Annotated in this window: 18 protein-coding genes; 2 read left to right on the top strand and 16 right to left on the bottom strand. The window is 43.6% G+C overall.

The annotated features are described in order from the left end of the window. Nucleotides 1-136 precede the first annotated feature (136 nt). The 13 genes from murG to IRJ18_RS03270 all read right to left on the bottom strand — a co-directional run bounded on the left by murG (nt 137) and on the right by IRJ18_RS03270 (nt 17,036). On the bottom strand, nt 137-1,243 hold the full coding sequence (gene murG, locus IRJ18_RS03330; RefSeq protein ID WP_194104773.1) for an undecaprenyldiphospho-muramoylpentapeptide beta-N-acetylglucosaminyltransferase: 1,107 nt from the start codon (nt 1,241-1,243) through the stop codon (nt 137-139). A gap of 87 nt (nt 1,244-1,330) precedes the next feature. Then, a complete protein-coding gene (locus IRJ18_RS03325; RefSeq protein WP_194104772.1) occupies nt 1,331-2,515 on the bottom strand; it encodes an FtsW/RodA/SpoVE family cell cycle protein in 1,185 nt (394 codons plus the stop codon). Nucleotides 2,516-2,644: 129 nt separating this feature from the next. Further along, complete coding sequence (murD, locus tag IRJ18_RS03320; protein ID WP_377094991.1) at nt 2,645-3,982, bottom strand: UDP-N-acetylmuramoyl-L-alanine--D-glutamate ligase; 1,338 nt, start codon at nt 3,980-3,982, stop codon at nt 2,645-2,647. 45 nt (nt 3,983-4,027) lie between these two features. After that, entirely contained in the window at nt 4,028-5,269 is a 1,242-nt protein-coding gene (gene mraY, locus IRJ18_RS03315) for a phospho-N-acetylmuramoyl-pentapeptide-transferase (protein ID WP_194104770.1), read from the bottom strand. A gap of 98 nt (nt 5,270-5,367) precedes the next feature. Continuing rightward, nucleotides 5,368-5,613, bottom strand: coding sequence for a four helix bundle protein (locus tag IRJ18_RS03310; RefSeq protein ID WP_228072514.1), 246 nt, complete (start codon nt 5,611-5,613; stop codon nt 5,368-5,370). A 172-nt stretch (nt 5,614-5,785) separates the two neighbouring features. Further along, nucleotides 5,786-7,249, bottom strand: a complete 1,464-nt coding sequence (locus tag IRJ18_RS03305) for a UDP-N-acetylmuramoyl-L-alanyl-D-glutamate--2,6-diaminopimelate ligase (protein ID WP_194104769.1) — start codon at nt 7,247-7,249, stop codon at nt 5,786-5,788. Next, complete coding sequence (locus IRJ18_RS03300; RefSeq protein WP_194104768.1) at nt 7,246-9,384, bottom strand: penicillin-binding protein; 2,139 nt, start codon at nt 9,382-9,384, stop codon at nt 7,246-7,248. Before IRJ18_RS03300 ends, IRJ18_RS03305 begins: the two co-directional genes overlap by 4 nt. Next, a complete protein-coding gene (locus IRJ18_RS03295) occupies nt 9,381-9,785 on the bottom strand; it encodes an FtsL-like putative cell division protein (protein WP_194104767.1) in 405 nt (134 codons plus the stop codon). The genes IRJ18_RS03300 and IRJ18_RS03295 overlap by 4 nt, the downstream gene beginning before the upstream one ends. Continuing rightward, complete coding sequence (gene rsmH / locus IRJ18_RS03290) at nt 9,782-10,684, bottom strand: 16S rRNA (cytosine(1402)-N(4))-methyltransferase RsmH (RefSeq protein ID WP_194104766.1); 903 nt, start codon at nt 10,682-10,684, stop codon at nt 9,782-9,784. The genes IRJ18_RS03295 and rsmH overlap by 4 nt, the downstream gene beginning before the upstream one ends. Then, nucleotides 10,677-11,156 carry a division/cell wall cluster transcriptional repressor MraZ gene (locus IRJ18_RS03285; RefSeq protein WP_194104765.1) on the bottom strand — a complete coding sequence of 160 codons (480 nt, stop codon included), beginning with the start codon at nt 11,154-11,156 and terminating at the stop codon, nt 10,677-10,679. The genes rsmH and IRJ18_RS03285 overlap by 8 nt, the downstream gene beginning before the upstream one ends. A 340-nt stretch (nt 11,157-11,496) precedes the next feature. Further along, entirely contained in the window at nt 11,497-13,884 is a 2,388-nt protein-coding gene (locus IRJ18_RS03280) for a PAS domain S-box protein (RefSeq protein ID WP_194104764.1), read from the bottom strand. Nucleotides 13,885-14,058: 174 nt separating this feature from the next. Further along, nucleotides 14,059-14,664 carry a GIN domain-containing protein gene (locus IRJ18_RS03275; RefSeq protein WP_194104763.1) on the bottom strand — a complete coding sequence of 202 codons (606 nt, stop codon included), beginning with the start codon at nt 14,662-14,664 and terminating at the stop codon, nt 14,059-14,061. 473 nt (nt 14,665-15,137) lie between these two features. Next, on the bottom strand, nt 15,138-17,036 hold the full coding sequence (locus IRJ18_RS03270) for a RecQ family ATP-dependent DNA helicase (protein WP_317174047.1): 1,899 nt from the start codon (nt 17,034-17,036) through the stop codon (nt 15,138-15,140). Nucleotides 17,037-17,097: 61 nt separating this feature from the next. Here IRJ18_RS03270 and IRJ18_RS03265 point away from each other — a divergent pair, with 61 nt between their 5' ends. Both IRJ18_RS03265 and IRJ18_RS03260 read left to right on the top strand, forming a co-directional pair. Next, nucleotides 17,098-20,370, top strand: a complete 3,273-nt coding sequence (locus IRJ18_RS03265) for an amidohydrolase family protein (protein WP_194104762.1) — start codon at nt 17,098-17,100, stop codon at nt 20,368-20,370. A gap of 26 nt (nt 20,371-20,396) precedes the next feature. Beyond that, the gene (locus tag IRJ18_RS03260) at nt 20,397-20,855 is read left to right on the top strand and encodes a hypothetical protein (RefSeq protein ID WP_194104761.1); all 459 of its coding nucleotides are present in this window, start codon (nt 20,397-20,399) and stop codon (nt 20,853-20,855) included. Between the two features lie 345 nt (nt 20,856-21,200). Here the strand turns inward: IRJ18_RS03260 and IRJ18_RS03255 are convergent, their stop codons facing one another. Genes IRJ18_RS03255 through IRJ18_RS03245 form a run of 3 tightly spaced genes read right to left on the bottom strand, consistent with a single transcriptional unit; the run spans nt 21,201 to nt 23,463 of the window. Beyond that, nucleotides 21,201-21,998, bottom strand: coding sequence for a molybdopterin-dependent oxidoreductase (locus tag IRJ18_RS03255; RefSeq protein ID WP_228072512.1), 798 nt, complete (start codon nt 21,996-21,998; stop codon nt 21,201-21,203). Further along, nucleotides 21,982-22,677, bottom strand: coding sequence for a cytochrome b/b6 domain-containing protein (locus tag IRJ18_RS03250; protein WP_228072510.1), 696 nt, complete (start codon nt 22,675-22,677; stop codon nt 21,982-21,984). Before IRJ18_RS03250 ends, IRJ18_RS03255 begins: the two co-directional genes overlap by 17 nt. Nucleotides 22,678-22,680: 3 nt before the next feature. After that, nucleotides 22,681-23,463 (bottom strand): DUF1223 domain-containing protein, encoded by a 783-nt coding sequence (locus IRJ18_RS03245; protein ID WP_194104760.1) that lies wholly within the window; start codon nt 23,461-23,463, stop codon nt 22,681-22,683. Nucleotides 23,464-23,594: the final 131 nt, after the last annotated feature.

Here is a 23,594-nt window from a genome sequence, read left to right as displayed (position 1 = left end):
GATTTCACCGATGAGTTTTGATTTCACCGATGTAATTGTCCTTATTTTTCATTTGCACATTTGCATATTCGCACATCTGCACATTTATCCCTTAACTAATCACCAAATTAAACCCTCCGCCTAAAGCGGAGGGATTTTAATTGCTGATTGTTATTTGGGTAACTTCTTTTGCTATCACATCATCGGCATTGGGCATAGCCAGCTTGCCAATATTGCTGCTTAATATTTTTTGTTTCTCTTTATCTTTTAATAACTCAATTGCTGCATCTACTAATTTTTCTTCTGCATCGCGGTCGGCTACAAAAGCACAGGCATTTTCCTGTACCAGCGCCAGCGCATTTTTTGTTTGGTGGTCTTCGGCCACATTAGGCGATGGCACCAGTATTACCGGCTTTTTCACCTCGCACAGTTCGGCTATAGTGCCCGCACCTGCCCTTGATATAATTATGTCGGCAGCGGCATAAGCCAGGTCCATCCGGTTCAAAAACTCCAGGATGCGGACGTTTGGGTGATAATTCTCGCCCAACTGCGCTATAATACCTTTATAATAGTATTTCCCTGTTTGCCATATTACCTGCACATCGGCTTTTATCATTTTTTCCAAACCGGCCTGTATGCTTTTATTCAACGTACCGGCACCAAGACTGCCGCCTGTTACCAGGATGATTTTCTTATCTGCCGATAGTTTCATTAACTCGATAGCCTGTAAGCGTTTGTTGGCGATATCTACCGATTCCTTACGTATCGGGTTGCCGGTTTTGATAATTTTATCTGCCGGGAAAAACTTATTCATACCATCAAAGGCCACACATATTTTTTGCGCCTTTTTACCCAACCATTTATTGGTTACACCGGCGTATGAGTTTTGCTCCTGTATCAAATACGGAATGCCTTTCATACCCGCAGCATACAGCAATGGCCCCGAAGCATAACCGCCCACACCTACCGCGGCATCGGGTTTAAAGTCTTTTATTATTTGCAGGGCCTTGCGCACACTGCCTATCAGCTTCACCGGGAACATCAGGTTTTTCCAGATGGATTTGCGCTGGATGCCCTGGATATCCAAACCAATAATTTTATAACCAGCTGCGGGTACCTTCTCCATTTCCATACGACCGTTAGCGCCCACAAACAATATTTCGGTAGCCGGATCTATCCGCTTCAGCGCATTGGCAATAGCAATAGCCGGGAAGATGTGCCCCCCTGTACCACCGCCGCTAATGATGATCCTTTTTGCTTTCATTTTTTGATTACACCGATTATATTTATGATTTTACCGATTTATTATTCTTCATTTGCACATTTGCATATCCGCACATATGCACATTATTTAAGCCAGCGCTGTTAAATCGCCGACTACTACTTTATTACTTTCTTTTAACCCTTCAATTTTTAATTGCTCATTCTCATCAATATGCCTGCTTACCGACAGGATGATACCAAACGCTATACTGGTAAACAGTATAGACGTACCACCCATACTTACCAATGGCAAGGGCACCCCTGTTACCGGGCCTAAACCTACCGCAATGGCCATATTGGCAAACGCCTGGATAGTTAGGCTAAAACTTAGTCCCGCCGCCAGCAAAGCGCCAAACGCCTTAGGGGCCTTGGTAACAATTTTTACGCACCGGTAAAGTAGGAACAAGTACAACCCGATTACGGCAATACCCCCTATCAACCCATATTCTTCGACTATGGTAGCATAAATAAAATCCGAGTATGATTGTGGCAGATAATTTCTTTCGGTACTGTTACCCGGGCCTTTGCCAAATAAACCGCCGGTTGCTATAGCTATTTTAGCATGCGAGCTCTGGAACGATTTATCGGGGTTAGCCTTTTCGGGATGCATAAACGCGTTGATACGCGAGTAGTAAGTATGCCTGCGCGGACCTAACAACATTACGCCTGCCAATAAAACTGCCCCGGCCAAACATACCACAGCAATTTGCTTGATACTTATACGGCCAATGATCAACAATAAAATACTAACCCCAAAAAGCATCAACGCGGTAGAAAGATTTGCTAACGCAATGAGCACAAACACTGCACAGGTTGACCCCATAATGGGGATAAATGCCTTTCTAACGTCCTTAATATTTTCCTGCTTGCGCGATAATAAACGCGCCAGGTAGGTAATTAAAGCCAATTTAGCCAAATCGGATGTTTGGAAGGTAAAGCCTGTGCCCGGTATGGCAATCCAGCGACTGGCATCATTCACGTGGCTACCGAAAATAAGAGTAAAAGCCAGTAACGGTAATGTAATGAACATCAGCACCTTTGAGATACCTGCATAATAGCGGTAATCCAACTTATGCGAAATATACATCAGCGCTATACCGCCGAAGATCATCAGCATGTGTTTAAACAAAATGGTCTCGGTGGCCTTGCCTTGTTTAAAAGCCAGCGTACCGGTTGAGCTGTAAACAGCAAGCATGGAAATGATAGACAATAAAATAACGATCAGCCATATCCAGCGGTCGCCTTTTGTATTATTGAGTATATTTTTTATCATTTGCTCCTATTTGTTTGATTTCACCGATTCTTTCCGGATTTCACCGATTTTTATTCGTTTTCTTCAGTTTTTATCCGATTTTATCGATTCTTTTATTTTCTCGCTGCACATCCGCACAGTCGCACATTTTTATAATTGCCTCACCGCATCTTTAAATTGTGTGCCGCGGTCTTCATAATTTTTAAAAAGATCGAAACTGGCACAGGCCGGCGAAAGCAAAACGGTGTCGCCTTTTTTAGCCAAATGAAACGCTACCTGGGCCGCTTCGGCAGCCGATAAAGTATTTACTATTACGTCCACATCATCTTCAAAAGCATCGTGTATACGACTGTTATCTTTACCCAGGCAAACAATGGCTTTCACCTTTTGGCGTACCAGTTCCTTCAGCATGCTATAGTCGTTGCCTTTATCAACACCGCCTAAAATCAACACTACATCGGTGGTCATGCTTTCCAGCGCGTACCAGGTTGAATTAACGTTGGTAGCTTTAGAGTCATTAATAAACCCTATACCCGAAATTTTGGCTACAAACTCCAAACGGTGTTCAATTGGTTGTACATCCATCATACTTTCCCTGATTGTAGGATTGCGTATTTCTAATATCCGGGCTGCAAGACCCGAAGCCATAGAATTGTAGATGTTGTGTTTGCCCTGCAGGGCCAGTTCGGTGATTGACATTTGAAAATGTTCCTGGTTTACGTTTATGACAATATTGTCGTTTTCGAGATATGCTCCCGGTTCAATAGTTTTTTCAATAGAAAATGGCAGCTGCTTTGCCGCAAATGTGCGCCCCTGCATTCCCTTCAGCGTTTCCGTATCATCGGCACAATAAATGAAATAATCGTTGGCCGTTTGGTTCTGCGTTATCCTGAATTTGGATGCGACGTAGTTTTCCAGCTTATAATCATATCTATCCAGATGATCGGGCGTGATGTTTAACAACACTGCTATATCCGCTTTGAATTTGTACATGTCATCCAGCATAAAACTGCTGATCTCCAACACATAGGTATCAAACTTTTCAGTAGCTACCTGGTAAGCAAAGCTTTTACCGATGTTACCTGCCAGACCCACATTCAATCCCGCTTTACTAAGGATATGATAGGTTAGCGTGGTGGTAGTTGTTTTACCATTAGAGCCCGTAATGCAAATCATCTTCGCATTGGTATACCGGCCCGCAAATTCAATTTCAGAAATAACCGGTACACCTTTTTCGCGCAGTTTTTTTACCAGCGGCGCCTTATCAGGTATCCCCGGACTTTTTATTACTTCTACCGCATTCAGTATCTCGGCTTCGGTATGCTGGTTCTCCTCAAAGCGGATATTCCAGTTTTGTAACTGTTCTTTATATTTTGGCGCTATAGCACCCATGTCTGATACAAAAACATCATACCCCTGCTGTTGGGCCAGGTATGCCGCCCCCACGCCGCTTTCCCCGGCACCAAGAATGACTATGTTTTTGTTCACTTCCACTTTATATCTTATTTCTTGATTCTATATTCTTGTTTCTTGCTACCTCAATTTCAATGTTATTACGGTCAAAATGGCCAGCATAATGCAGAGTATCCAGAAGCGCGTTACGATCTTCGCTTCATGAAAGCCCTTTTTTTGATAATGGTGATGTAGTGGCGCCATCAGGAAAATGCGGCGGCCCTCGCCAAATCTTTTCTTTGTCAGCTTAAACCAGCCTACCTGCAGCATTACTGAAATATTTTCTACTACAAACACGCCGCACAATACCGGCAACAATAATTCTTTACGGATCATGATAGCGAATACCGCGATGATACCTCCTATGGCCAAACTACCTGTATCGCCCATAAACACCTGGGCCGGATACGAATTGTACCAAAGGAAACCTACACAAGCACCAACAAATGCCCCTGCAAAAACCACCAGTTCGCCCGAGTTAGGGATATACATAATATTCAGGTATTCTGACATTACGATGTTACTTGACACGTAGGCCAGTATAGCCAGTGTGATGCCTATAATAGCCGATGTCCCGGTCGCCAATCCATCAATACCATCTGTAATATTTGCCCCGTTTGATATAAATGTGATAATGATGATGGTAAAAAATAGAAATACAATAAGTGTATAACGCTCGTAGCCATGCCCCAAAAACTTCACTACTTTACTATAATCAAACTCGTTGTTTTTATAGAAGGGGATAGTTGTTTTTGGTGATTTAATATCCTGCGTATAAACCGGCTTATCGTTTTTCAAGTGGTAATAAACCGGGACATCGTACTTTACCGGTAATTTTACTTCCTGGCGAATAGTGATATCGTTATGGAAATACATTGTCCAGCCAATAATTAAGGCTAAACCAACCTGACCTATAATTTTAAACTTGCCCGCTAATCCTTCCTTGTTCTTTTTAAATACTTTAATGTAATCGTCCAGAAAACCGATAGCGCCCAGCCAAACCGTGGTCACCAGCATCAGGATGATATAGATATTATCCAGCTTGGCAAATAACAACGTTGGCACCAGTATACCCAACAATATGATCAAACCGCCCATGGTAGGTGTACCTGCTTTTTGCATCTGGCCTTCCAGTCCCAGGTTACGCACCGTTTCGCCCACTTGTTTAAAACGCAGGTAATCTATCAGCCTGCGACCGTATACCGTGGTAATAAGCAACGATACAATAACCGCCATAGCCGTACGGAACGTGATGTACTGAAACACCCCCGCCCCGGGAATATTATAGTTTTTATTCAGATAGCTAAACAGGTAATATAGCATCGCCTTTTTTGATATGCAGATGTGCAGATGTGCGGATATGCAAATAATTTGCTTGACGCCCAGATGCCCAAATGCTGGTTACTTTATTTATGTTTCTATTATTTTTTTGTTGATGAAATTATCTTCCCTAATACTTTTATTATGGCCTGTATATCATAAAGCATAATCGGATCAAATGGATAGTTCTTTGCGTGCTTGCAAATCATTAACCAATATTCGGTTTCCTCTGCTTCCTTGTAAGCCAGCTTGCACTTATGTCTGAAATCATCTTTGCTCTCTGCTCCTTGTGCTTCCTTAACATTGGCACCAACCGATGTTCCGCTTCTGAATAATTGGTTTGCCATATTGAACTTGCGTCTTGCCTTCTAATTCCTCTGTAAACTCTACTATTTTTAGCGAGAACGCAAACGTCATTTCAACAATCAAATTCGGCTTACCAATCATTTATTTATTTCACTCAATTAATCATTTACTCTTATTTGCACATCTGCATATCCGCACATCTGCACATTAACTCTATTCATTCATCAATTTGAATTGCTCCTGCAATTCCTCTCTATCATCAAAATGGTTCCTCACCCCTTTTATCTCCTGGTATTTCTCGTGCCCTTTACCGGCTACCAGGATAATATCTCCGGGTTGTGCCAGGTGACAGGCGGTTTTGATGGCCTCGCGGCGATCGACTATACTGATGGTTTTTTTGCGGTTGGTTGCATTCACACCCGCTTCCATTTCTTTGATGATCTCAGCCGGGTCTTCCGAGCGCGGGTTATCCGATGTAAGGATCACCTTGTCGCTCCACTCGCAGGCCATGGCTGCCATTACCGGGCGCTTGGTACGGTCGCGGTCGCCGCCGCAACCGATGATAGTGATCACCTGTTCAGTACCTTTACGCAGATCATGAATAGTGGTCAGCACATTTTGTACGGCATCGGGGGTATGGGCGTAATCCACAATACCAATTACCTTATTTGGAGATACCAGGGCATCAAACCTGCCTTCGGCGCCACTCAGTTTGCTCAGGCTTATCAGCACTTTCGATTTATCCTGTTCCAGCAGCATGGCTGCAGCGTAAACCGCCAGCAGGTTATAAGCGTTAAAGTTGCCCACCAGCTTAAACCAAACCTCTTCGCCGTCAATATTCAGCAACAGCCCATTAAAGCCGTTCTCCAGTATCTTAACCTTATAATCGGCCATGTTTTTAAGGCCGTAGCTTTTTTTATGGGCCTTAGTATTTTGCAGCATTACGTTGCCGTTCTTATCGTCGACATTGGTAAGTGCAAAAGCTGACTTTGGCAGTGTATCAAAAAACATTTTCTTAGCTTTTAAATAAGCATCAAATGTTTTGTGATAATCCAAATGGTCGTGCGTCAGGTTAGAGAATATACCGCCCGAGAAGGTCAGGCCTTCAATTCTGTGCTGGGCTATCGCGTGCGAGCTTACTTCCATAAAGCAGTAGTCGCAACCCTGTGCTACCATATCTGCCAGCAGGCTATTCAGCGCTACCGGGTCGGGCGTGGTATGGGTAGCCGGGGTAACTTTCCCGTTTATTTGGTTTTCAACAGTTGATAGTAAACCGCATTTATACCCCAGATCCCTGAATAGCTTATATAATAAAGTAGCAATGGTAGTTTTACCGTTGGTGCCGGTAACCCCTACCAGCTTTAACTGATTGGACGGGTTACCGTAAAAATTAGCAGCTACAATACCCAGTGCAACGGCTGAATTTTGTACCATTAAAAAGTCCGCGCCATCAGCTGTATGGCCCGGCAGGTCTTCACATATAACAGCAACAGCGCCGTCCTTTACCGCCTGCTCAATAAAGTCATGTCCGTCAACTGCTGTGCCCTTTACAGCTACAAATAAACACCCGGGCACCACCTTACGAGAATCAAAAACCACGCACGTTATCTCCACATCGGCACTGCCTTGCAGTTCGGTAAATGGTAAACCTTCCAGTAACTCACTTAAATACTTCATTCCAACTCTATCGTTATGGTTGATCCTTTAGGCATTGCACTACCAACCGTTGCCGATTGTTTAAGCACCACACCGCTGCCCTTTGCATTCACTTTATATCCCGCGTTGCCCAGTATATACATGGCATCGCTCAGGCCCATCCCGGTAACATCCGGCACGGTACCTTTTTTATACTTAGCATCCTCAAATACAATACCAGCACTGGTATCGGCACCTGTTGATGGCGCCGCAACCGAAGCATACAGCGGCTTAACGCCCAGCTTCGCAAACACTTGTTTTACAGCTTTATAATCGCCGCCTTTAATTTTTGGCGGCTGGGTATTACCAACCAGGTGTTGTTCAACAACCGGTGCTGTGTGATGTATAGACAGATCGCGCGCATAAACACGGTCGGCTATTTTTCTGAATACCGGACCGGCTACCCAGGCTGCCAAATGAGAGCCTACACGGGGATTACTGATTACCACGATCATCGAATACTTTGGTTTATCAGCCGGGAAATACCCACAGAATGATGCCTGGTGGGCATCCTTTGCGCCGTACCCTAATGATCCGTTTGCTATTTGCGCCGTACCTGTTTTACCGGCTACGCTATATTGTTTGTTTTTAATAACAAGCTTACCGGTGCCTTCCAGCACCACGCCTTCCAACATACCTTTTACTTTAGCCAACGTCTCGTCCGAACATACTTTAGGGTTGATAACCCTGGCATGGAATTGTTCGATAGGATTACCCATGCGGCGAATTTCACGCACAAAAATCGGCGCTATCATCTTTCCGTCATTTGCCACCGAATTATAAAAGGTAAGCATTTGCAAAGGCGTCAGCTTTGATTCGTAACCATAAGCTATCTGCCATAACGATTGCAGTTTATTCCAATCAACCGAATGGGTGGTTTTGATACGCGGTTTACCTTCGCCGGGAATTTGCAGGCGGGCTTTTTCGTTCAAATGAAAGCTGTACAACTTATCAATAAAATCCTGCGGATTGTTATGATAAGCGCCATATACAAAGCGTGCTACCGCCACGTTTGATGATTCCTCGAAGGCGCGTTTAGCACTCAGTATACTTCCCGGATCTTCAGCGTCCCTAATATGTAACACCACTTTACCATTACGCGGATTAATCACCTCAAAACGGCCGTGTGCTGCATCAATTTTACTGCTGGTATCTATTTTATGATCATCCAGCATAGCCATGTACGATGCCAGCTTAAAGGTTGAGCCCGGTTCTGCCGATTGCGCTATAGCGTAATTCATCCGCTCCTGGTACTGCCCATCTTTAGTGCGGGTATAGTTGGCAATGGCACGCACCTCGCCGGTAGCCACTTCCATTAATACCACGGTACCAAAATCGGCCTGGGTGGAATCCAGTTGCTTTTTCAAGGCTTTCTGCGCCAGGTCCTGGAAGTTCACATCTATGGTCGACATGATATCGGCGCCATCTTTAGCCGCTACTTCGTCCTCATCGTTCACCGGCATCCATATACCACCTGCAATACGCTGCATCAGGCGTTTACCGCTTTCGCCGTTAATATAATCCGCGTAAGCACCCTCTAACCCTACCGGGTTTTTAATATTTTCGTTTTTATAACCAATGGTACGGGCAGCCAGTTCGCGGAACGGCAAGATGCGTTTATTCTTCTGCACCACAATTAAGCCGCCCTTATATTTACCCAGGTTAAAAATTGGGAATTTTCTGATCTCCTTTAACTGCTGATAAGTTACCTTGCGGCGAATTAACTGATAACGCGAACTATCCTTACGCGCATCGCGAAGTACGCGTGAATAATCGCGGGCCGAATGGTCGCCAAAGTAAGTCGACAGCTTCATAGCCAGCGAATCTATCTTCAGGTTAAAGTTCTTATCACTTTCAATTCCGGCGGCAAACATATCCATGTGCAGCTCATATTCCGGTACCGATGTAGCCAGCAGACTGCCATCCAACGCCATAATATTACCGCGCGATGCTTCTACATTTACATAGCGGGTGCTTAAACTATCGGCCATAGCACGCCATTTTTTGCCTTGCACAAACTGCACACGGCAAAGCTGTATCATTACTGCAAAGGCAAATAATAATATTAGCCCAAATGCGATATATACACGTAATAATATGTTGGCCCTGATGTTCATTGTTGCACATCCTCCTTTACTACTATTTTTTGCGGCGGCGCAATGGGTTCTTTTAAGCCAAGGGTATCGGCACGTTTAATCACCTCGGTTAGGGTGCTTTTAAAGGCCAGGTCGGCTTTAGTGGTTTTATAATCCCAGCTTAATTCTTTTACTTCTTTGCTTAGCTTATCAATGTCGCGGATGTTCTTTTCGGCCATGTGCATATTGCCGATGTATATCATCCCCAAAAACGCCAGAAACAAAACAAAAGGCAGCGCGCTGGTAGCCGTCTCGGTTGAGATGACTCCTTTGCTTAAAAAAGTAGTGAACCAGTTTTCGGGGATCTCCTGTTTAGGGCTTTCCTCAACTACTGCTTCATTAGCTTCCTCCTCCTGAATTTCTGTGCGTAAACGGTTGCTCATTTCTTTACAGCTATTCTTAATTTGGCACTGCGTGCACGGTTATTTAATTGTATCTCTTCTTCGGTTGCCACTATTGCGCCGCGACTAACCGCATCCAGTGGTTTTTGGTCGTTACCATACAGGTCTTTCACTACCTCGCCGCTAAATTTTCCTTTGGCAATAAAGTTTTTCACCAGCCTGTCCTCCAGCGAGTGGTAGCTCATAACTACCAATCGGCCGCCAGACACCAGTACTTCTGCCGATTGTACCAGGAAATCTTTCAGCGCTTCCAATTCCTGGTTCACTTCTATACGCAGCGCCTGAAAAACCTGCGCCAGATATTTATTTTCTTTACCGCGCGGGATCAGGTTTTGGATGGCGTTCTTCAAATCGTCCACGGTATTTATCGGCGCGTTAAGCCTGGCAGTAACTATGGTTTTAGCCAGTGATTTTGAATTTTGAATCTCGCCATACATACCAAAAATGCGGTGCAGGTCGGCCTCAGCGTAATTATTTACTACTTCCTTAGCGCTTAGTTCCGATGCCTGGTTCATGCGCATATCCAATTCGGCGTCAAAACGGATAGAAAAGCCCCGCTCGGCCTGGTCAAACTGAAAAGAAGAAACCCCCAGATCGGCCAGTATGCCATCCACCGGGATAGCATCATGCAGGCGGCAAAAGTTTTTCAAGTACCTGAAATTCTGATCCACAAATACAAAACGGCCATCATTTATAACATTCTGCTGCGCATCGGCATCCTGGTCAAAAGCCAGCAACCTGCCACCAGCGCCCAGATGCTTCATTATCTCGCGCGAGTGACCGCCCCCACCAAAGGTGACATCTACGTAAGTACCGTTGGGTTTAATATTCAGCGCCTCAATGCACTCCTGCAGCATAACCGGGGTATGATAATTACTCATTACCTGCCCCCTTTCCTTTGCTGCCCATTACACGTTCGGCCAGTGCAGCGAAATCTGCAGGCTCATTTGCTAGCATAGCATCATAAGCAGATTTTTCCCAAACCTCTATTTTATTTATCTGGCAGCTAATGATGATCTCGTTAGCGTTTTGCGCATCGATACCCGCATGGTCGCACAATAACTTTGGCAACAACACACGGCCGGCAGCATCAGGTTCAATCTCGGTAGCGCCCCGCGTAAAATGGCGGATAAACTGCTGGTTTTCACGCTCGTACTGGTTAAGTTTTAACAACTCTTCCAGTTTCAGCTCCCATTCTTTTTTGGTATAAATGATTAGATACTTCTCAAATCCGCGCGCGATCATCAGCGGCTCTTTACCGGCGCCAGGAAGCTGCTGCTTAAGCGCAGAAGGGAGTGTCAATCGTGATTTGACATCCAGCTTACATGAATAATCGCCGAAAAAGTATGACATGGGCACAACTATACCATTATGGTTATGTAAAAGTAAAGTGATTTCTCCACTTTCAACCACTTTCACCCACAAAAAGTTTTCAACATTTAAAAAATGGGTTTTTACCCCACTTTAATGCCTAACTAACTGGTATAGATTATCATAAATTCTTATTGGAAGTATTTAGTATTTAACAATTACAGGCGTAAAGGTAGCGTTAACCGCAGGGATGAGGCAGTTTATATTTCCACATTTTAATTGCCGCCCAATATGGATGTCAAACCACTGAGTACTACTATGGAAATACGATTAAAGATATTGTACAAATTGCCTTTATAAATGCGTTTATTTCAGCGTTCTTTTATCGTTTCGCTGCATCATTAGCCATTTGTTTTAAAACAGTATCCATTCGTTCAAATTCTGTTTCGATATGACTTAAGACCTCTTTATCACTCGGGTCTGCACGAAGGATGGTTATTAAACCTTTTAAATTAGCTAAAGGGCTTCTTAAAATGTGCGATTGTTTCCAAATGATCTCCTTAGTAAATTCGATATGCTCTTTTATCCGTTCGTATGCCAACTGCAAACTTTGCTCGGCTTCTTTTCGCTCTGTAATATCATCAATAGCTAATACCAGCCCTAATATCTTACCATCTTTATCCGCAATTGGCGACATCCTGATATAGTACCAGCAATTTTTATTTTCGGCTTGTGGATAGTTTACTTCATAACTAATTGTATTCCCCTTAAACACATCGGCAATATGATCCAAAAACTGCGCGCGCCGCTCTTCGGTCATTGAATCGAATAACTTTCTTTTTCCCTGTGGATCGAAATTAAATTCTCTTTGCGCAAGCGTCAGTGCTTTGTTATTATATTCCAATATATCCAGATCAGCGTTTAACAAAGCATAAGCGGTATCCGTATTGTTTAAAATGGTCTGCAAGTTAGCTTCTGTCTTTTTCAGTTGCTCTTGTGCTATCAGCTGCTCGGTTACATCATTGGTTGATGAAAGTCTAACCAATCTGTCTTCAAATATGATATCCTGGGCACTAACATCAACCCAAATAGTGGTGCCGTCTTTTTTAATATGCTCTATAACACCAAAGTCTTTTGCTACGGTGATATCTTCCCGATAATTATTCAATAGTTTTTCCCAATTTGATTTTTGCCGTAATTTTCTAACGTCCATTTGGCGCAATTCGGCTTGTGTGTATCCAAAAAGCCTGGCAGCTGCAGCGTTGGCAACAATTACCCGCAAATCATCTTTAGCTACTATCCATAAAGGCACAGGGCTACTTTCAAAAAGCAACTTGTATTTTTGTTCAGATGCCCTAAGTTCCTCCTCTGCTTTTTTTCGTTCGGTAATGTCCACCATCGTACCAACAATTGTTGGCTCTCCTTCCAATATAGCCCTGCTTCCGTAAAACTCAACCCAGTTTGCATTTCCATCCTTTTTTTGCCCCATGGCTTCATAATGCACACTTTCCTTTTCATTTTGCAACCGGGCGCGCACATTTTCAGTTGCAATAGCACGATACAGAGGATGGATAATTTCTTCAACCGGGCAAGTGCTTATCAGTTCATGCGGCTCATAACCAAATACTTCTGCAAATCGCGGGTTCACGTAAATAAATTTCCCGTTTTGTACAATGTACACCCCCACCATGGATTTATCGGCCAGGGTACGGAATTTGATCTCGGCATTCCTAAACTCTGCCTCCATCCTTTTCCGTTCAGAAATATCACGAAAGATAACCAGGACACGGTTATCTGTAAATTTTTTGCCGTTAATTTCAATATCAATAACCGTCCCGTTTTTGTGAACAAATTTTCGCTCTCCTTTTATTGATGTGCCAGGCTCGGCATAAGCATAAACCAGTGGATTAAGCTGCAGTAATTCTTCATTAAGCAGATCCCGCACATTCATGGTCAACAACTCCTCCCGGCTATAGCCTACCATTTTACACATACTCTCGTTCACTTGCGTAAAATCGCCCTTTAAATTATTTACGTAAATGGCATCTGATGCTTGCTCAAACAACGAGCGGTATTTTTCTTCACTCTCGCTTATCTGATGGCTATTATTTAAAATATTATCTATCAAACCCTTAATATGCCTGATGATATAAAATGAAATGAATAAGGCAATTATTAAAGAAATTGCAATTAAAAGGATGGATCTTTTGGAAGTAATATGATAAATAGCGTTGTTGCTTTTTAATATTTCCCGGCCAACCTGCACTTGTAAGTTCATTAACTGTCGCAGGTTAATCAAAAACGGGTCTTTACTAGCTGTTGCTTGTTTTTGAATAAACTTATTAAGCGCAAGGGCATCTTTTTGAATTAAAATTCTTCCCAGGTCGGCGCACGCATGGTCTGTTTGTTGTTTTACTTTGTCAGTCTGCCTAACCAAAAGCGCTTCTTGCGGTGTTAGGTATGTTCGTTTATAGGCCCGCCAGTTTGAGTCTATAATTATACACGATTTTTGAAGTTCCTCATTAGCGGCCATGTAAGCAAGCAGGTGATTATTGACCTTTTGGGGGATTAGCAACACACTGGAGATATAAGTGAGCTGTATATCAGATAATAATTGAATAGGTAAAATACGATCAGCATAAAGCGAATGTGTGTTTTTATCCATCCTCTTTGCATCACTGATACCATAGAGGCCCAATCCAACTAAGCCCACTGCTATTATAAAAAGCAACAAGTATAGCTTTACAGAAACACTCAATTTATCTAACATTCTGTTTAGTTTAGGCCGCAGTATGGATAAAAGCAGATTCTACATATCTAATTTATAATTAAATATCCTTATTTGTGTTATAACTACCTGAATTTGTGGATATTGTTTTGAATTAAACAAAAAAAAGCCTCCCAAAATTTTGGGAGGCTTTTGATATATAAGGAAGGAACCTGATTAGATAATAGCCAGTTCCTGGTTGCTCTTTACAGCAACTTCGCGTCCGTTTACTTTTTTAGTAATATGCTCGGCAACAAAATTAGTGCTGTTTAAAGTTGATGATTGATTAATCTGCATGTCGCAATTGGCAACATTACCGGTTAAGTTTGCTTTAGCGCGGTCGTTTACAGTAATGTTAGCATTATAAGCTTCCAGATCTAAAGTTGCAGAAGCATTATCAAACAGGTTAACATCAAGATCGATAGTCGAGAAATCCTTACCGGTTTTAACAATTGCGTTGTCATAAACCGACAGTGCACGCAAATCGGCAGCGGTTACATAAACAACCAAAGCGTCTTTGCTGTAAGAAGAAATACGCAGGGTGCCATTTTGATTTTGCACCAAGGCGCTTTCACCATAATAATTGTTTAAAGCTTTAACCGAATTGGCATCGCCATTGGTTAAGTACACCTCTACGTTGCCACGAACTTCAATTTTATTAAAGTTGGCGGCCTCCGTAATTACGGTACCTGAGTGATCTTTTTTTGTTGCAGCCGATGCTGGTGCTGCTATAATTGTTGCTATAATAAACAAAGCTGCGATTGTTAAAATATTTGTTTTCATGATATTGTTATTTGTTGATTGTCAATTAATTATATAGTATTTTGTAATTTAAATACACCTATAAGACGATGTATTTTTTAAAACGTTACAGATAATTTAAAATATTTTTTTATATTATATTTCTGTCTCAATTTTCGGCCGCAAAGGTATGATTATTTACATGATAACTAATGTCATTTAATTGTCATAAACAGCATTATTTCAATCTTAATAATATAATGCATGCATACTATTATTTCATTGCAGAATTTGCATTGTTTCACGGCTACTCATTGCAAAAATTGCATGATTTTAAAATAATAGTTTTGGGGCTTATTGTAAAAAGTACACGTTAAGTCCGAAAAGAATAAAGGTTAGAAAGAAAACGTTTTGTCATTGCAAGGAGCATAGCAACGCGGCAATCTCATAGGATGATTAGCAGCCTATCCGATAGCTATCGAGACCGCGCTATTCCTCGAATGAAATACGTACAGCTACACGTAATACCGCACTCCATCCGTTTTTATCCTCCCCGCATCAAGCAGCAGGCGCAGGGCATCTATCTTTTCTTTATCGGTACCGGTGTGGGTTGATGAGATGAGGTCATCCAGTTTGTGCGGCGCGGTATTTAATAGCACCAATAGCTCGTTGGTAATATCATCGGTTATTGACGCGGCGTTATTTTGGCGTTTCTCAGCCAGGCAAACATCGCAGATGCCACATTTCGAGGTATTTTGCTCGTCGAAGTAACTGAGTAACATCTGGCTGCGGCAGCGTTGGTGCTCGGCATAGGCCAGCACAGCTTCCATTTTGCGGCGGTAGGTTATTTTACGCTCTTCTATGTATTGGGTGTTAATGGTTAAGTTACCGGGTATCTGGCGGGCGCGCACCCAGGTTACCTGCGGCTGGTCGGTTTGGGGCAGATAGTTTAATATACCAAAGCTTTGTAGCTGGTTCAAAGCGTCTATAACCTGCTGGGTATTCATGTGGGTGCGTTTAGATAGGTCGAACTCGCGCAACTTTACATAATTATCAAACGCCCCGGCGTACGATCGCAGCAACACCTTTATAAAAGCATCCCAACCTGGGTTTTGGATCTGAAAATTGTACAGTTCTTCATTCGCCACTTCAAACTTAAAGCGCGATGGCAGGAAAACCGTTTCGTTAAAAGCCAGGTACTCGTCTTTCTCTAAAAACTTCAGCGCATTCAGTGTTTTTATGGGGTCGAGCTTAAAGCGCGAGCAAAACTCGCCCAGGTCAAGGTTCAGGCTCAATCCTTCACCTGCCCCATAGGCTATCTGGTAATAATTAGCTAAGTAATGATAAGTATTCTTTATTTCATCGGTTGACGGGAAAGCCGATTGGAATTTCTTCTCCTGCTTCATCCTATCAGATGGGCCATATAATAATATTGCATAAACTTTTTGCCCATCCCTACCCGCGCGACCCGCTTCCTGGTAATAAGCTTCCAAACTCTCTGGCGCATCGGCATGGATTACAAAACGCACATCGGGTTTATCTATACCCATCCCAAATGCATTGGTGGCAACTATAATAGGCACTTTCCCGGTCTTCCAGGCTCCCTGTTTAACCGAACGCTGGTCGGCAGGCATACCGGCGTGGTAATAATCGGCCCGGAAACCATGCTGGGTAAAATGTTTGGCCAGTTCAAATGTTTCCTTCCGGCTGCGCACATATACTATACCACTGCCTTTAATACCACGGGCCACATCCAGCATTTTGCGCAACTTATCCTCCGTGTGTTGTACTACATAGGCCAGGTTCTTCCGCTCAAAACTTTTTTGAAAGATATTATGCTCCCTGAATTGCAGTTTCTCCTGTATATCAAACTTCACGTCAGCAGTAGCAGTAGCTGTTAAGGCCAGTACAGGCACTTTAGGGTGCAGCGCCCGCAAGTCGGCTATATGCAGGTATGGCGGACGGAAATCATACCCCCATTGCGATATACAATGCGCCTCATCCACGGCAAACAAGTTTACCTTCATGTATTTTATCCGCTCGCGCACCAGGTCGCTCAGCAGCCTTTCGGGCGATAAATACAAAAACTTCACCTGGCCATAGATACAATTATCCAATGCGATATCAACCTCGCGCCTGTTCATGCCAGAAACTATAGCGATGGCATTAATGCCTTTAGCCTTCAGGTTCTCTACCTGATCTTTCATCAGGGCTATCAGCGGCGAAACCACTATACATATACCATCCTTAGCCAACGCAGGCACCTGGAAACATACCGATTTACCCCCACCTGTAGGCAGCAGCGCCAAAGTATCGTACCCCAACAATACAGATTGTATCACCTCCTCCTGCACCGGGCGGAAGGCATCATAGTTCCAGTATTGTTTAAGTATCCCGTGGATGGTCATCGTCATTGGTCACTGGTCATTAGTGACATGTTTGCGAAAATACATATCAAACTCCTAACTTCGCGGTATGAATAAAGTATTGCTCGTTATTTCTTTCATTGTTCTATCAATCGCCACTCAGGCCCAAAACAAATGGAGTGTTGAAACCTCATCTGGCCCATCAAAAAAAGTAACTTTTAATTTAGATGAAGGCACCTGGATGGACCTGGATGTTAGCCCCAACGGGCAAAACATTGTGTTCGATCTGCTGGGCGATATTTATACCATGCCCATTAAAGGCGGCAAGGCTACCTTGCTGGCTGGCGGCCGGGCTTATGAAGTGCAGCCACGTTACAGTCCTGATGGAAAACAGATCAGCTTTACCAGCGACAGGGATGGCGGCGATAACATTTGGCTAATGAACGCCGATGGTAGCAATAAACATGCTATCACCAAAGAAACCTTCCGTTTATTAAACAATGCGTCATGGTCGCCGGATGGGCAATATTTGGTAGCACGCAAGCATTTCACGGGGACACGGTCGTTAGGTGCGGGTGAAATGTGGCTTTACAATAAAAACGGCGGCGAGGGTATCCAGCTTACCAAACGCAAAAACGATCAGCAAGACGCCGGCGAACCTATCATATCGCCTGATAATAAATATGTATACTGGAGCGAGGATGTTACTCCCGGCCCCAGCTTCCAATATAACAAAGACCCTAACCAGGGCATTTACGCTATTAAACGTTTAAACCGTACAACCGGTGACATTGAAACCATCAGTGGCGGACCAGGTGGCGCCTGCCGCCCGCAGATATCGCCTGATGGTAAGCTGATGGCTTTTGTAAAACGGGTAAGGTTAAAATCGGTGATGTACCTGCAAAACCTGCAAACAGGCGAGGAATGGCCGGTGTACGATGAATTATCGCACGATCAGCAGGAAACCTGGGCCATATTTGGTGTGTACCCAAACTTTAGCTGGACGCCCGATAGCAAGAACATCGTTTTTTATGCCCAGGGTAAAATATGGAACCTGGATGTTCAAACCCTGAACGCCACCAATATCCCGTTCGAGGTTACATCCACCCAGACAATTACCGATGCCCTGCACTTCCAGCAAAGGGTTTTCCAGGATGAATTTACCGTAAAGATGATTCGACAGGCCACCACATCGCCTGATGGTAAAATGATAGCTTTTAATGCCGCAGGCTATATCTATACTAAAGTGTTACCTAACGGTAAGCCCGAACGTATTACCAGCACAAATGATTTTGAATTTGAACCCGAATTTAGTCCCGACGGTAAGCTATTAGCATACGTGGATTGGAGCGACGAATTAAAGGGCTCCATTAACCTGGTTGATCTGGCTACTAAGCAAGTAACCCGCCTTACTACTGAAAAAGGCTTTTACTACTCGCCAAAATTTAATAACAAAGGCGATAAAATAATTTATCGCAAAGGCGAAGGTAACGAGCAATTGGGGTATGCTTACGGCAAAAACCCGGGCATATATATTATGCCTTTAACTACCGGTATAGCAACAATAGGTGGCGCATCACAATTAACCGCTGGTACGCCGCAAATGATCATCAACAATGGTATCCGCCCGCAATTTAGTGCTGATGATACCCATATTTATTACCAAAGCAGCGAGGGTGATAAAAAAGCATTTAAAATAATGGATATCAGTGGCGCTAATCAGCGCACACTGTATACATCCCAATATGCCACACAGTTTGCCCCAAGCCCTGACGGCAAATGGATGGCGTTTACCGAACTATTTAACTGTTACCTTACCCCAATGGTAAGCACAGGCGCGGCGCAAAACCTTTCGGCCAGCAATAAAGCCATACCGCTAAGTAAACTTACCCGCGACGCCGGTACTTATCTGCACTGGAGCAAGGACAGCCAGCGCATGATGTGGACGCTGGGGCCAAAATATTTCGTGCGTGATATTCGCAACGCCTTCCCGTTTGCAGATGGCAGCGCGGATAAAACCTCTGTTGCAGATACTGCCGGAATAGATATTGGCCTGAAACTATTGAGCGATGTACCCGATGGCAAAATAGCTTTCATTAATGCCCGCATTATTACGATGAGGGGCGACGAGGTGATTGAAAAGGGTACTATTGTGATAGATCATAACAAGATCGCAACCATTGGCAAGGATATTACCCCCCCGGCTGATGCGAAAGTATTTGATATAGCAGGCAAAACTATAATGCCGGGTATTATAGATGTACACGCGCATTTGCACACCAGCCCCGATGGTGTTTCGCCACAGCAGGATTGGAGTTACTATGCCAACCTGGCCTATGGGGTTACCACCTCACACGACCCATCCAGCAATACCGAGATGGTATTCAGCCAAAGCGAAATGCTGAAGGCTGGCCGCATGGTTGGCCCACGGGTATATTCGACAGGAACAATACTGTATGGTGCCGATGGCGATTTTAAAACTGTAATTAATAGTCTGGATGATGCCCGCAGCAGTCTGCGACGCATGAAAGCCGTAGGCGCGTTCTCGGTAAAAAGTTACAACCAGCCGCGCCGCGAACAGCGTCAGCAAATCATCGAGGCCGCGCGCGAACTGCAGATGGAAGTAGTACCGGAAGGTGGCTCAACCTTCTTCACCAACATGAATATGATACTGGACGGGCACACCGGCATTGAGCATAACATTCCCGTTTGGCCGGTGTATAAAGATGTGACCAGCCTTTGGAATGCCAGCAAAAGCGGTTATACCCCAACGCTTATTGTAAGCTACGGTACACAGTTTGGCGAGAATTACTGGTATGACAGGACCAATGTTTGGAAGAATGACCACCTGCAAAGCTTTTTCCCAACAGGAATATTAGATGCCCGTTCACGCCGCCGCACCACATCGGAATATGGCGATTATGGCCATATCGAGGTATCGAAATATGTGAAGAAGATTGCTGATGGCGGCACTAAGGTTAACCTGGGCGCACACGGACAGATACAAGGCATGGGCGCGCATTGGGAATTGTGGATGCTGGCCCAGGGGGGGATGACACCTTTACAAGCAATCCGTTGCGCTACTATTAATGGTGCGGGTTATTTGGGGATGGATAAAGAAATCGGCTCGCTGGAAGTGGGCAAGCTGGCCGATCTGATTGTAATGAATGAGAACCCACTGGACGATATCCGCAACAGCGAAAAGATAAAATACGTAATGGTAAACGGTCGTTTGTACGATGCTGACAGCATGAACGAAATAGGCAACCGAGAAAAGCCTCGCCTGCGTTTCTGGTGGCAAATGACCCACGGCGATATGTCGGCCCTGCCGGTAAACAATAGCGAAACCTGGCAGTATACCGTGCAGGATGGGGATAATTAGGAAATTTGCCTTATTAAATTAAATCCATGAAAAATATATTTCTTCTATTAGTAATTTTAATAGTCAGCTGTAATATTAACAATCAAATAAAAGACGAGAACTCTGATAAATGGAGGCGTAACAATTGGGAGGAGGATTTTAAAAGCAAGGTGTTTTGTGACTGTGTTTTGGCCGGCCTGAATGATAAAAAACTTGCTGATGAAATTCTAATACAGGACAGATCATTTGCATCGCCTATTAATTATGTACTGTTTGATAGTTTGAGTAAAGAGGTAATAAAGCCCGTTATCCAACAGTTAAGGCAAGATTCCGCAAAAAGTGTTTTATCTGTTTCGGAAAACGCAGCGGGAAAAAAAATTTTTAAAACTTGCCTAAATTTTTATCAAAGTAAAAAATTAGATTCGATAGTAAAAATTCAGCAAATAAAATGGAGTAAGATTACGAACATCGACTCATTAATAAGCAAAAAGGTGTCGTCATATTAAAATTAATGCAAGACATGGTACCTTATTCTATACATTACTCGTCTTTGGCCAAACGTTGTGTAGTCCATGTCATAATAAACCTTTGGCTGGATTGCAATGGGCCATGCCGACCAGTATTATTATGGTACTTTTTTATGAAAAATATCTGAAAGAAACTGAAGATTGAAAAGATGTAGAATGGGGATAATTAGCCACCCCTCCTAACCTCCCAAATGGGGAGGAATAAAAATTATATATTTTTGCGAATGATAGCGTGGCAATCTAATCTATTGTCGCTTTGCCACGCATCTCGCAATTACAATTTCATCATTTGCACATTTGCATATCCGCACATTTGCACATTCACTACAGCCCCGAATAGTAATCATATCCCAATTCGGCCCAGTAATCGGGCGGGCGGGTGTTGCTGAAGGTGATCTCGCCTATGCGCTTTAGGTTTTTGATACCGTATTTTACCGGGATAATTAACCGCAGCGGGTAACCGTGTTCAACAGGCATTGGCTGGCCATTCATTTCATAAGCCAGTATAGTTTGCGGATGTATGGCGCTGGGCATATCAATACCTACATAGTACTGCTTATCAGGTGTCATCATGCCTACGTATCCGGCGTCGGTTTGGTCGTGTAATCCCATGTGTTCTAAAAAGTCGATAAATTTCACGCCGCCCCAGTGCTGTATCTGGTCCCAGCCTTCCACGCATTTAAAATCAAATACGATATCGGTTTTTGGCAGTTTCTTTATGTCATCAAAAGTGAAGCTTACGGTTTGGCCGTTCTTCTTTTTCACGTTAAGCTTCCAGTCGGCAGGGTTAAATTTACCCGCTATGCCTACATCACTGTTATAGCGCACATTTTTAGCAGCCATGTTTACCGGGTAAGTTTTCACCAAATGGTTACGACTGAATAACCGCCGCATAAACAACTCGTTTTGGTTAAGCGCCCGGCGTAAAGGCACACTGCGCCCTGCAGTGATGCCCGGTTTTTCAAGCGGGGCTTTCATTAACGCGCGCCAGCCGCCGTAGCCAACAGCTGATAACCCGGCAAAGGCGCCGAATGCTATAAAATTACGCCGGTTCAGTTGTTTGCCGCTTACCTGTTTTTCAACCAGTGGCTTTTCTTTAAAATGTTCAGGCTTTTTCATCATTGGTGGTTTCAGGGGTTAAAACTTCAGTCTCATTTTTTACGATCTCGAAACCCGAGATAACCGCCCGGAAATTGTTCCAGCCGGCCAATATCACCTGTACAATGTGTATCACAAAAAAGAAAACATAGCCTATAGTAAGCGCAAAGTGCAATATGCGCGCAAAATGATATCCGCCGCACAGCCATACTACCCAGTTCAATTGCACTGGCTTATAAATAGCCACCCCGGTAACCAGCGACCCCAAGCCCATTACAATAATAGCGCTATAGGCTATGCGTTGGGCAGCATTATACTTGCCCTGGGGCGGGGCAGTTTTACGGATATGCAGATCGTGCAGCAGTACCAGCCAGGCCTCTTTAAACGAGCTGCGGTGCGGCACCAGTTTGCGCCACTCGCCAGATATTAACGTATACAATACATAAGCTACCCCATTAATGGCAAAAAACCACATGAACAGGAAATGATAAGCCATTCCCTCAGATAAGCGTGAGGGGATATTGAAAAACTTATTAAAGCCCTCAGGGAAAAACTTAAAAAACTGGTGACCAAACACCGTAATGGTATAAGTATCATTACCCCAATAGATCAGCATCCCGCTCCATATCATAATCAGCAGCAGCGGAAAGTTGAGCCAATGGAACCAACGCATGGCCAGCGTATGTTTTTCCCTTATTTTCATTGTTTAATTAGCTGCTAATTCTTTATTATCTAATACTGCTTTTTGTACTGCCTGTATTTCGCCATCGCGGTTGTTTTGTACAAAGCAAACTATCCCCCAATCTTTAGTATTAAAGCCATCAGGCAAACTAATTTCAGCATTTCCGGCGTTATTTTTTAGGCCGATAACCTGCAATTTTTGCACAATGTTAATATGCGGCAACATCCGTCCGCTATTTTCTCCGGCTTTTACCTGCGTTTGGGCATGTTTCTGTATCACTGCCAGCATTAGGTTGCTGTTAGCTTGCGCGCCTGTGACACGGTACTGCAAATTAGCTTTATTCCCACTTATTTTAACGTTGCTTAAAGTAATATCCGCGGAAGCGTTTTTACTTAAACTTTGCTGAATAACAGCACGCATTTTACTTTCATCCGATCCCACAAACTCCGTTTTTCCATTTACAATGGCTTGTGGCGTATAAACACCGTCGAGTTTTAAATAATTGGAGTACTCTTTTTGCCTTGCCGAATATTGCGGACTGCTAAATACATCTTTCCAGCCAAGCCGGTTCCAGTAATCTACGTGATAAGCTAATACGTAAACTTCCTTGTCTTTATATTCCTGTGCAATTTTGGCTACCAACTTATCAGCCGCGGGGCAGCTTGAACATCCTTCAGAGGTATACAATTCTATTAAGGCAAAACCCGGGTTTACGGCAACTTTGGTAACAGCATCGTGGTGGGTACGGGTAAAGGCAAAAGCTACGCTTACAATTACCGCAGCTATTAATAATCTGTAATAATGCATTATGATTGATTTAATTACGGGGTTTGTCGCACGCATTGACTTATCCTTACAATAAATTTACGATTTAATTAAGTGTAAGGATGTATTTAATTTGAATTGTCATGAGCAATATTAACCACAATGTTCGCAAA

The sequence above is a fragment of the Mucilaginibacter boryungensis genome (assembly GCF_015221995.1).
Lineage (GTDB): Bacteria > Bacteroidota > Bacteroidia > Sphingobacteriales > Sphingobacteriaceae > Mucilaginibacter > Mucilaginibacter boryungensis.
This window is presented reverse-complemented; position numbering and strand designations above follow the sequence as displayed.

Excerpts from the sequence above, each read along its gene's own strand:
- murG (WP_194104773.1), bottom strand. The coding sequence starts at position 1,243 with ATGAAAGCAAAAAGGATCATCATTAGCGGCGGTGGTACAGGGGGGCAC.
- IRJ18_RS03325 (WP_194104772.1), bottom strand. The coding sequence starts at position 2,515 with ATGATAAAAAATATACTCAATAATACAAAAGGCGACCGCTGGATATGG.
- mraY (WP_194104770.1), bottom strand. The coding sequence starts at position 5,269 with ATGCTATATTACCTGTTTAGCTATCTGAATAAAAACTATAATATTCCC.
- IRJ18_RS03310 (WP_228072514.1), bottom strand. The coding sequence starts at position 5,613 with ATGGCAAACCAATTATTCAGAAGCGGAACATCGGTTGGTGCCAATGTT.
- IRJ18_RS03305 (WP_194104769.1), bottom strand. The coding sequence starts at position 7,249 with ATGAAGTATTTAAGTGAGTTACTGGAAGGTTTACCATTTACCGAACTG.
- IRJ18_RS03300 (WP_194104768.1), bottom strand. The coding sequence starts at position 9,384 with ATGAACATCAGGGCCAACATATTATTACGTGTATATATCGCATTTGGG.
- IRJ18_RS03295 (WP_194104767.1), bottom strand. The coding sequence starts at position 9,785 with ATGAGCAACCGTTTACGCACAGAAATTCAGGAGGAGGAAGCTAATGAA.
- rsmH (WP_194104766.1), bottom strand. The coding sequence starts at position 10,684 with ATGAGTAATTATCATACCCCGGTTATGCTGCAGGAGTGCATTGAGGCG.
- IRJ18_RS03285 (WP_194104765.1), bottom strand. The coding sequence starts at position 11,156 with ATGTCATACTTTTTCGGCGATTATTCATGTAAGCTGGATGTCAAATCA.
- IRJ18_RS03280 (WP_194104764.1), bottom strand. The coding sequence starts at position 13,884 with ATGTTAGATAAATTGAGTGTTTCTGTAAAGCTATACTTGTTGCTTTTT.
- IRJ18_RS03275 (WP_194104763.1), bottom strand. The coding sequence starts at position 14,664 with ATGAAAACAAATATTTTAACAATCGCAGCTTTGTTTATTATAGCAACA.
- IRJ18_RS03270 (WP_317174047.1), bottom strand. The coding sequence starts at position 17,036 with ATGACGATGACCATCCACGGGATACTTAAACAATACTGGAACTATGAT.
- IRJ18_RS03265 (WP_194104762.1), top strand. The coding sequence starts at position 17,098 with ATGAATAAAGTATTGCTCGTTATTTCTTTCATTGTTCTATCAATCGCC.
- IRJ18_RS03260 (WP_194104761.1), top strand. The coding sequence starts at position 20,397 with ATGAAAAATATATTTCTTCTATTAGTAATTTTAATAGTCAGCTGTAAT.
- IRJ18_RS03255 (WP_228072512.1), bottom strand. The coding sequence starts at position 21,998 with ATGATGAAAAAGCCTGAACATTTTAAAGAAAAGCCACTGGTTGAAAAA.
- IRJ18_RS03250 (WP_228072510.1), bottom strand. The coding sequence starts at position 22,677 with ATGAAAATAAGGGAAAAACATACGCTGGCCATGCGTTGGTTCCATTGG.
- IRJ18_RS03245 (WP_194104760.1), bottom strand. The coding sequence starts at position 23,463 with ATGCATTATTACAGATTATTAATAGCTGCGGTAATTGTAAGCGTAGCT.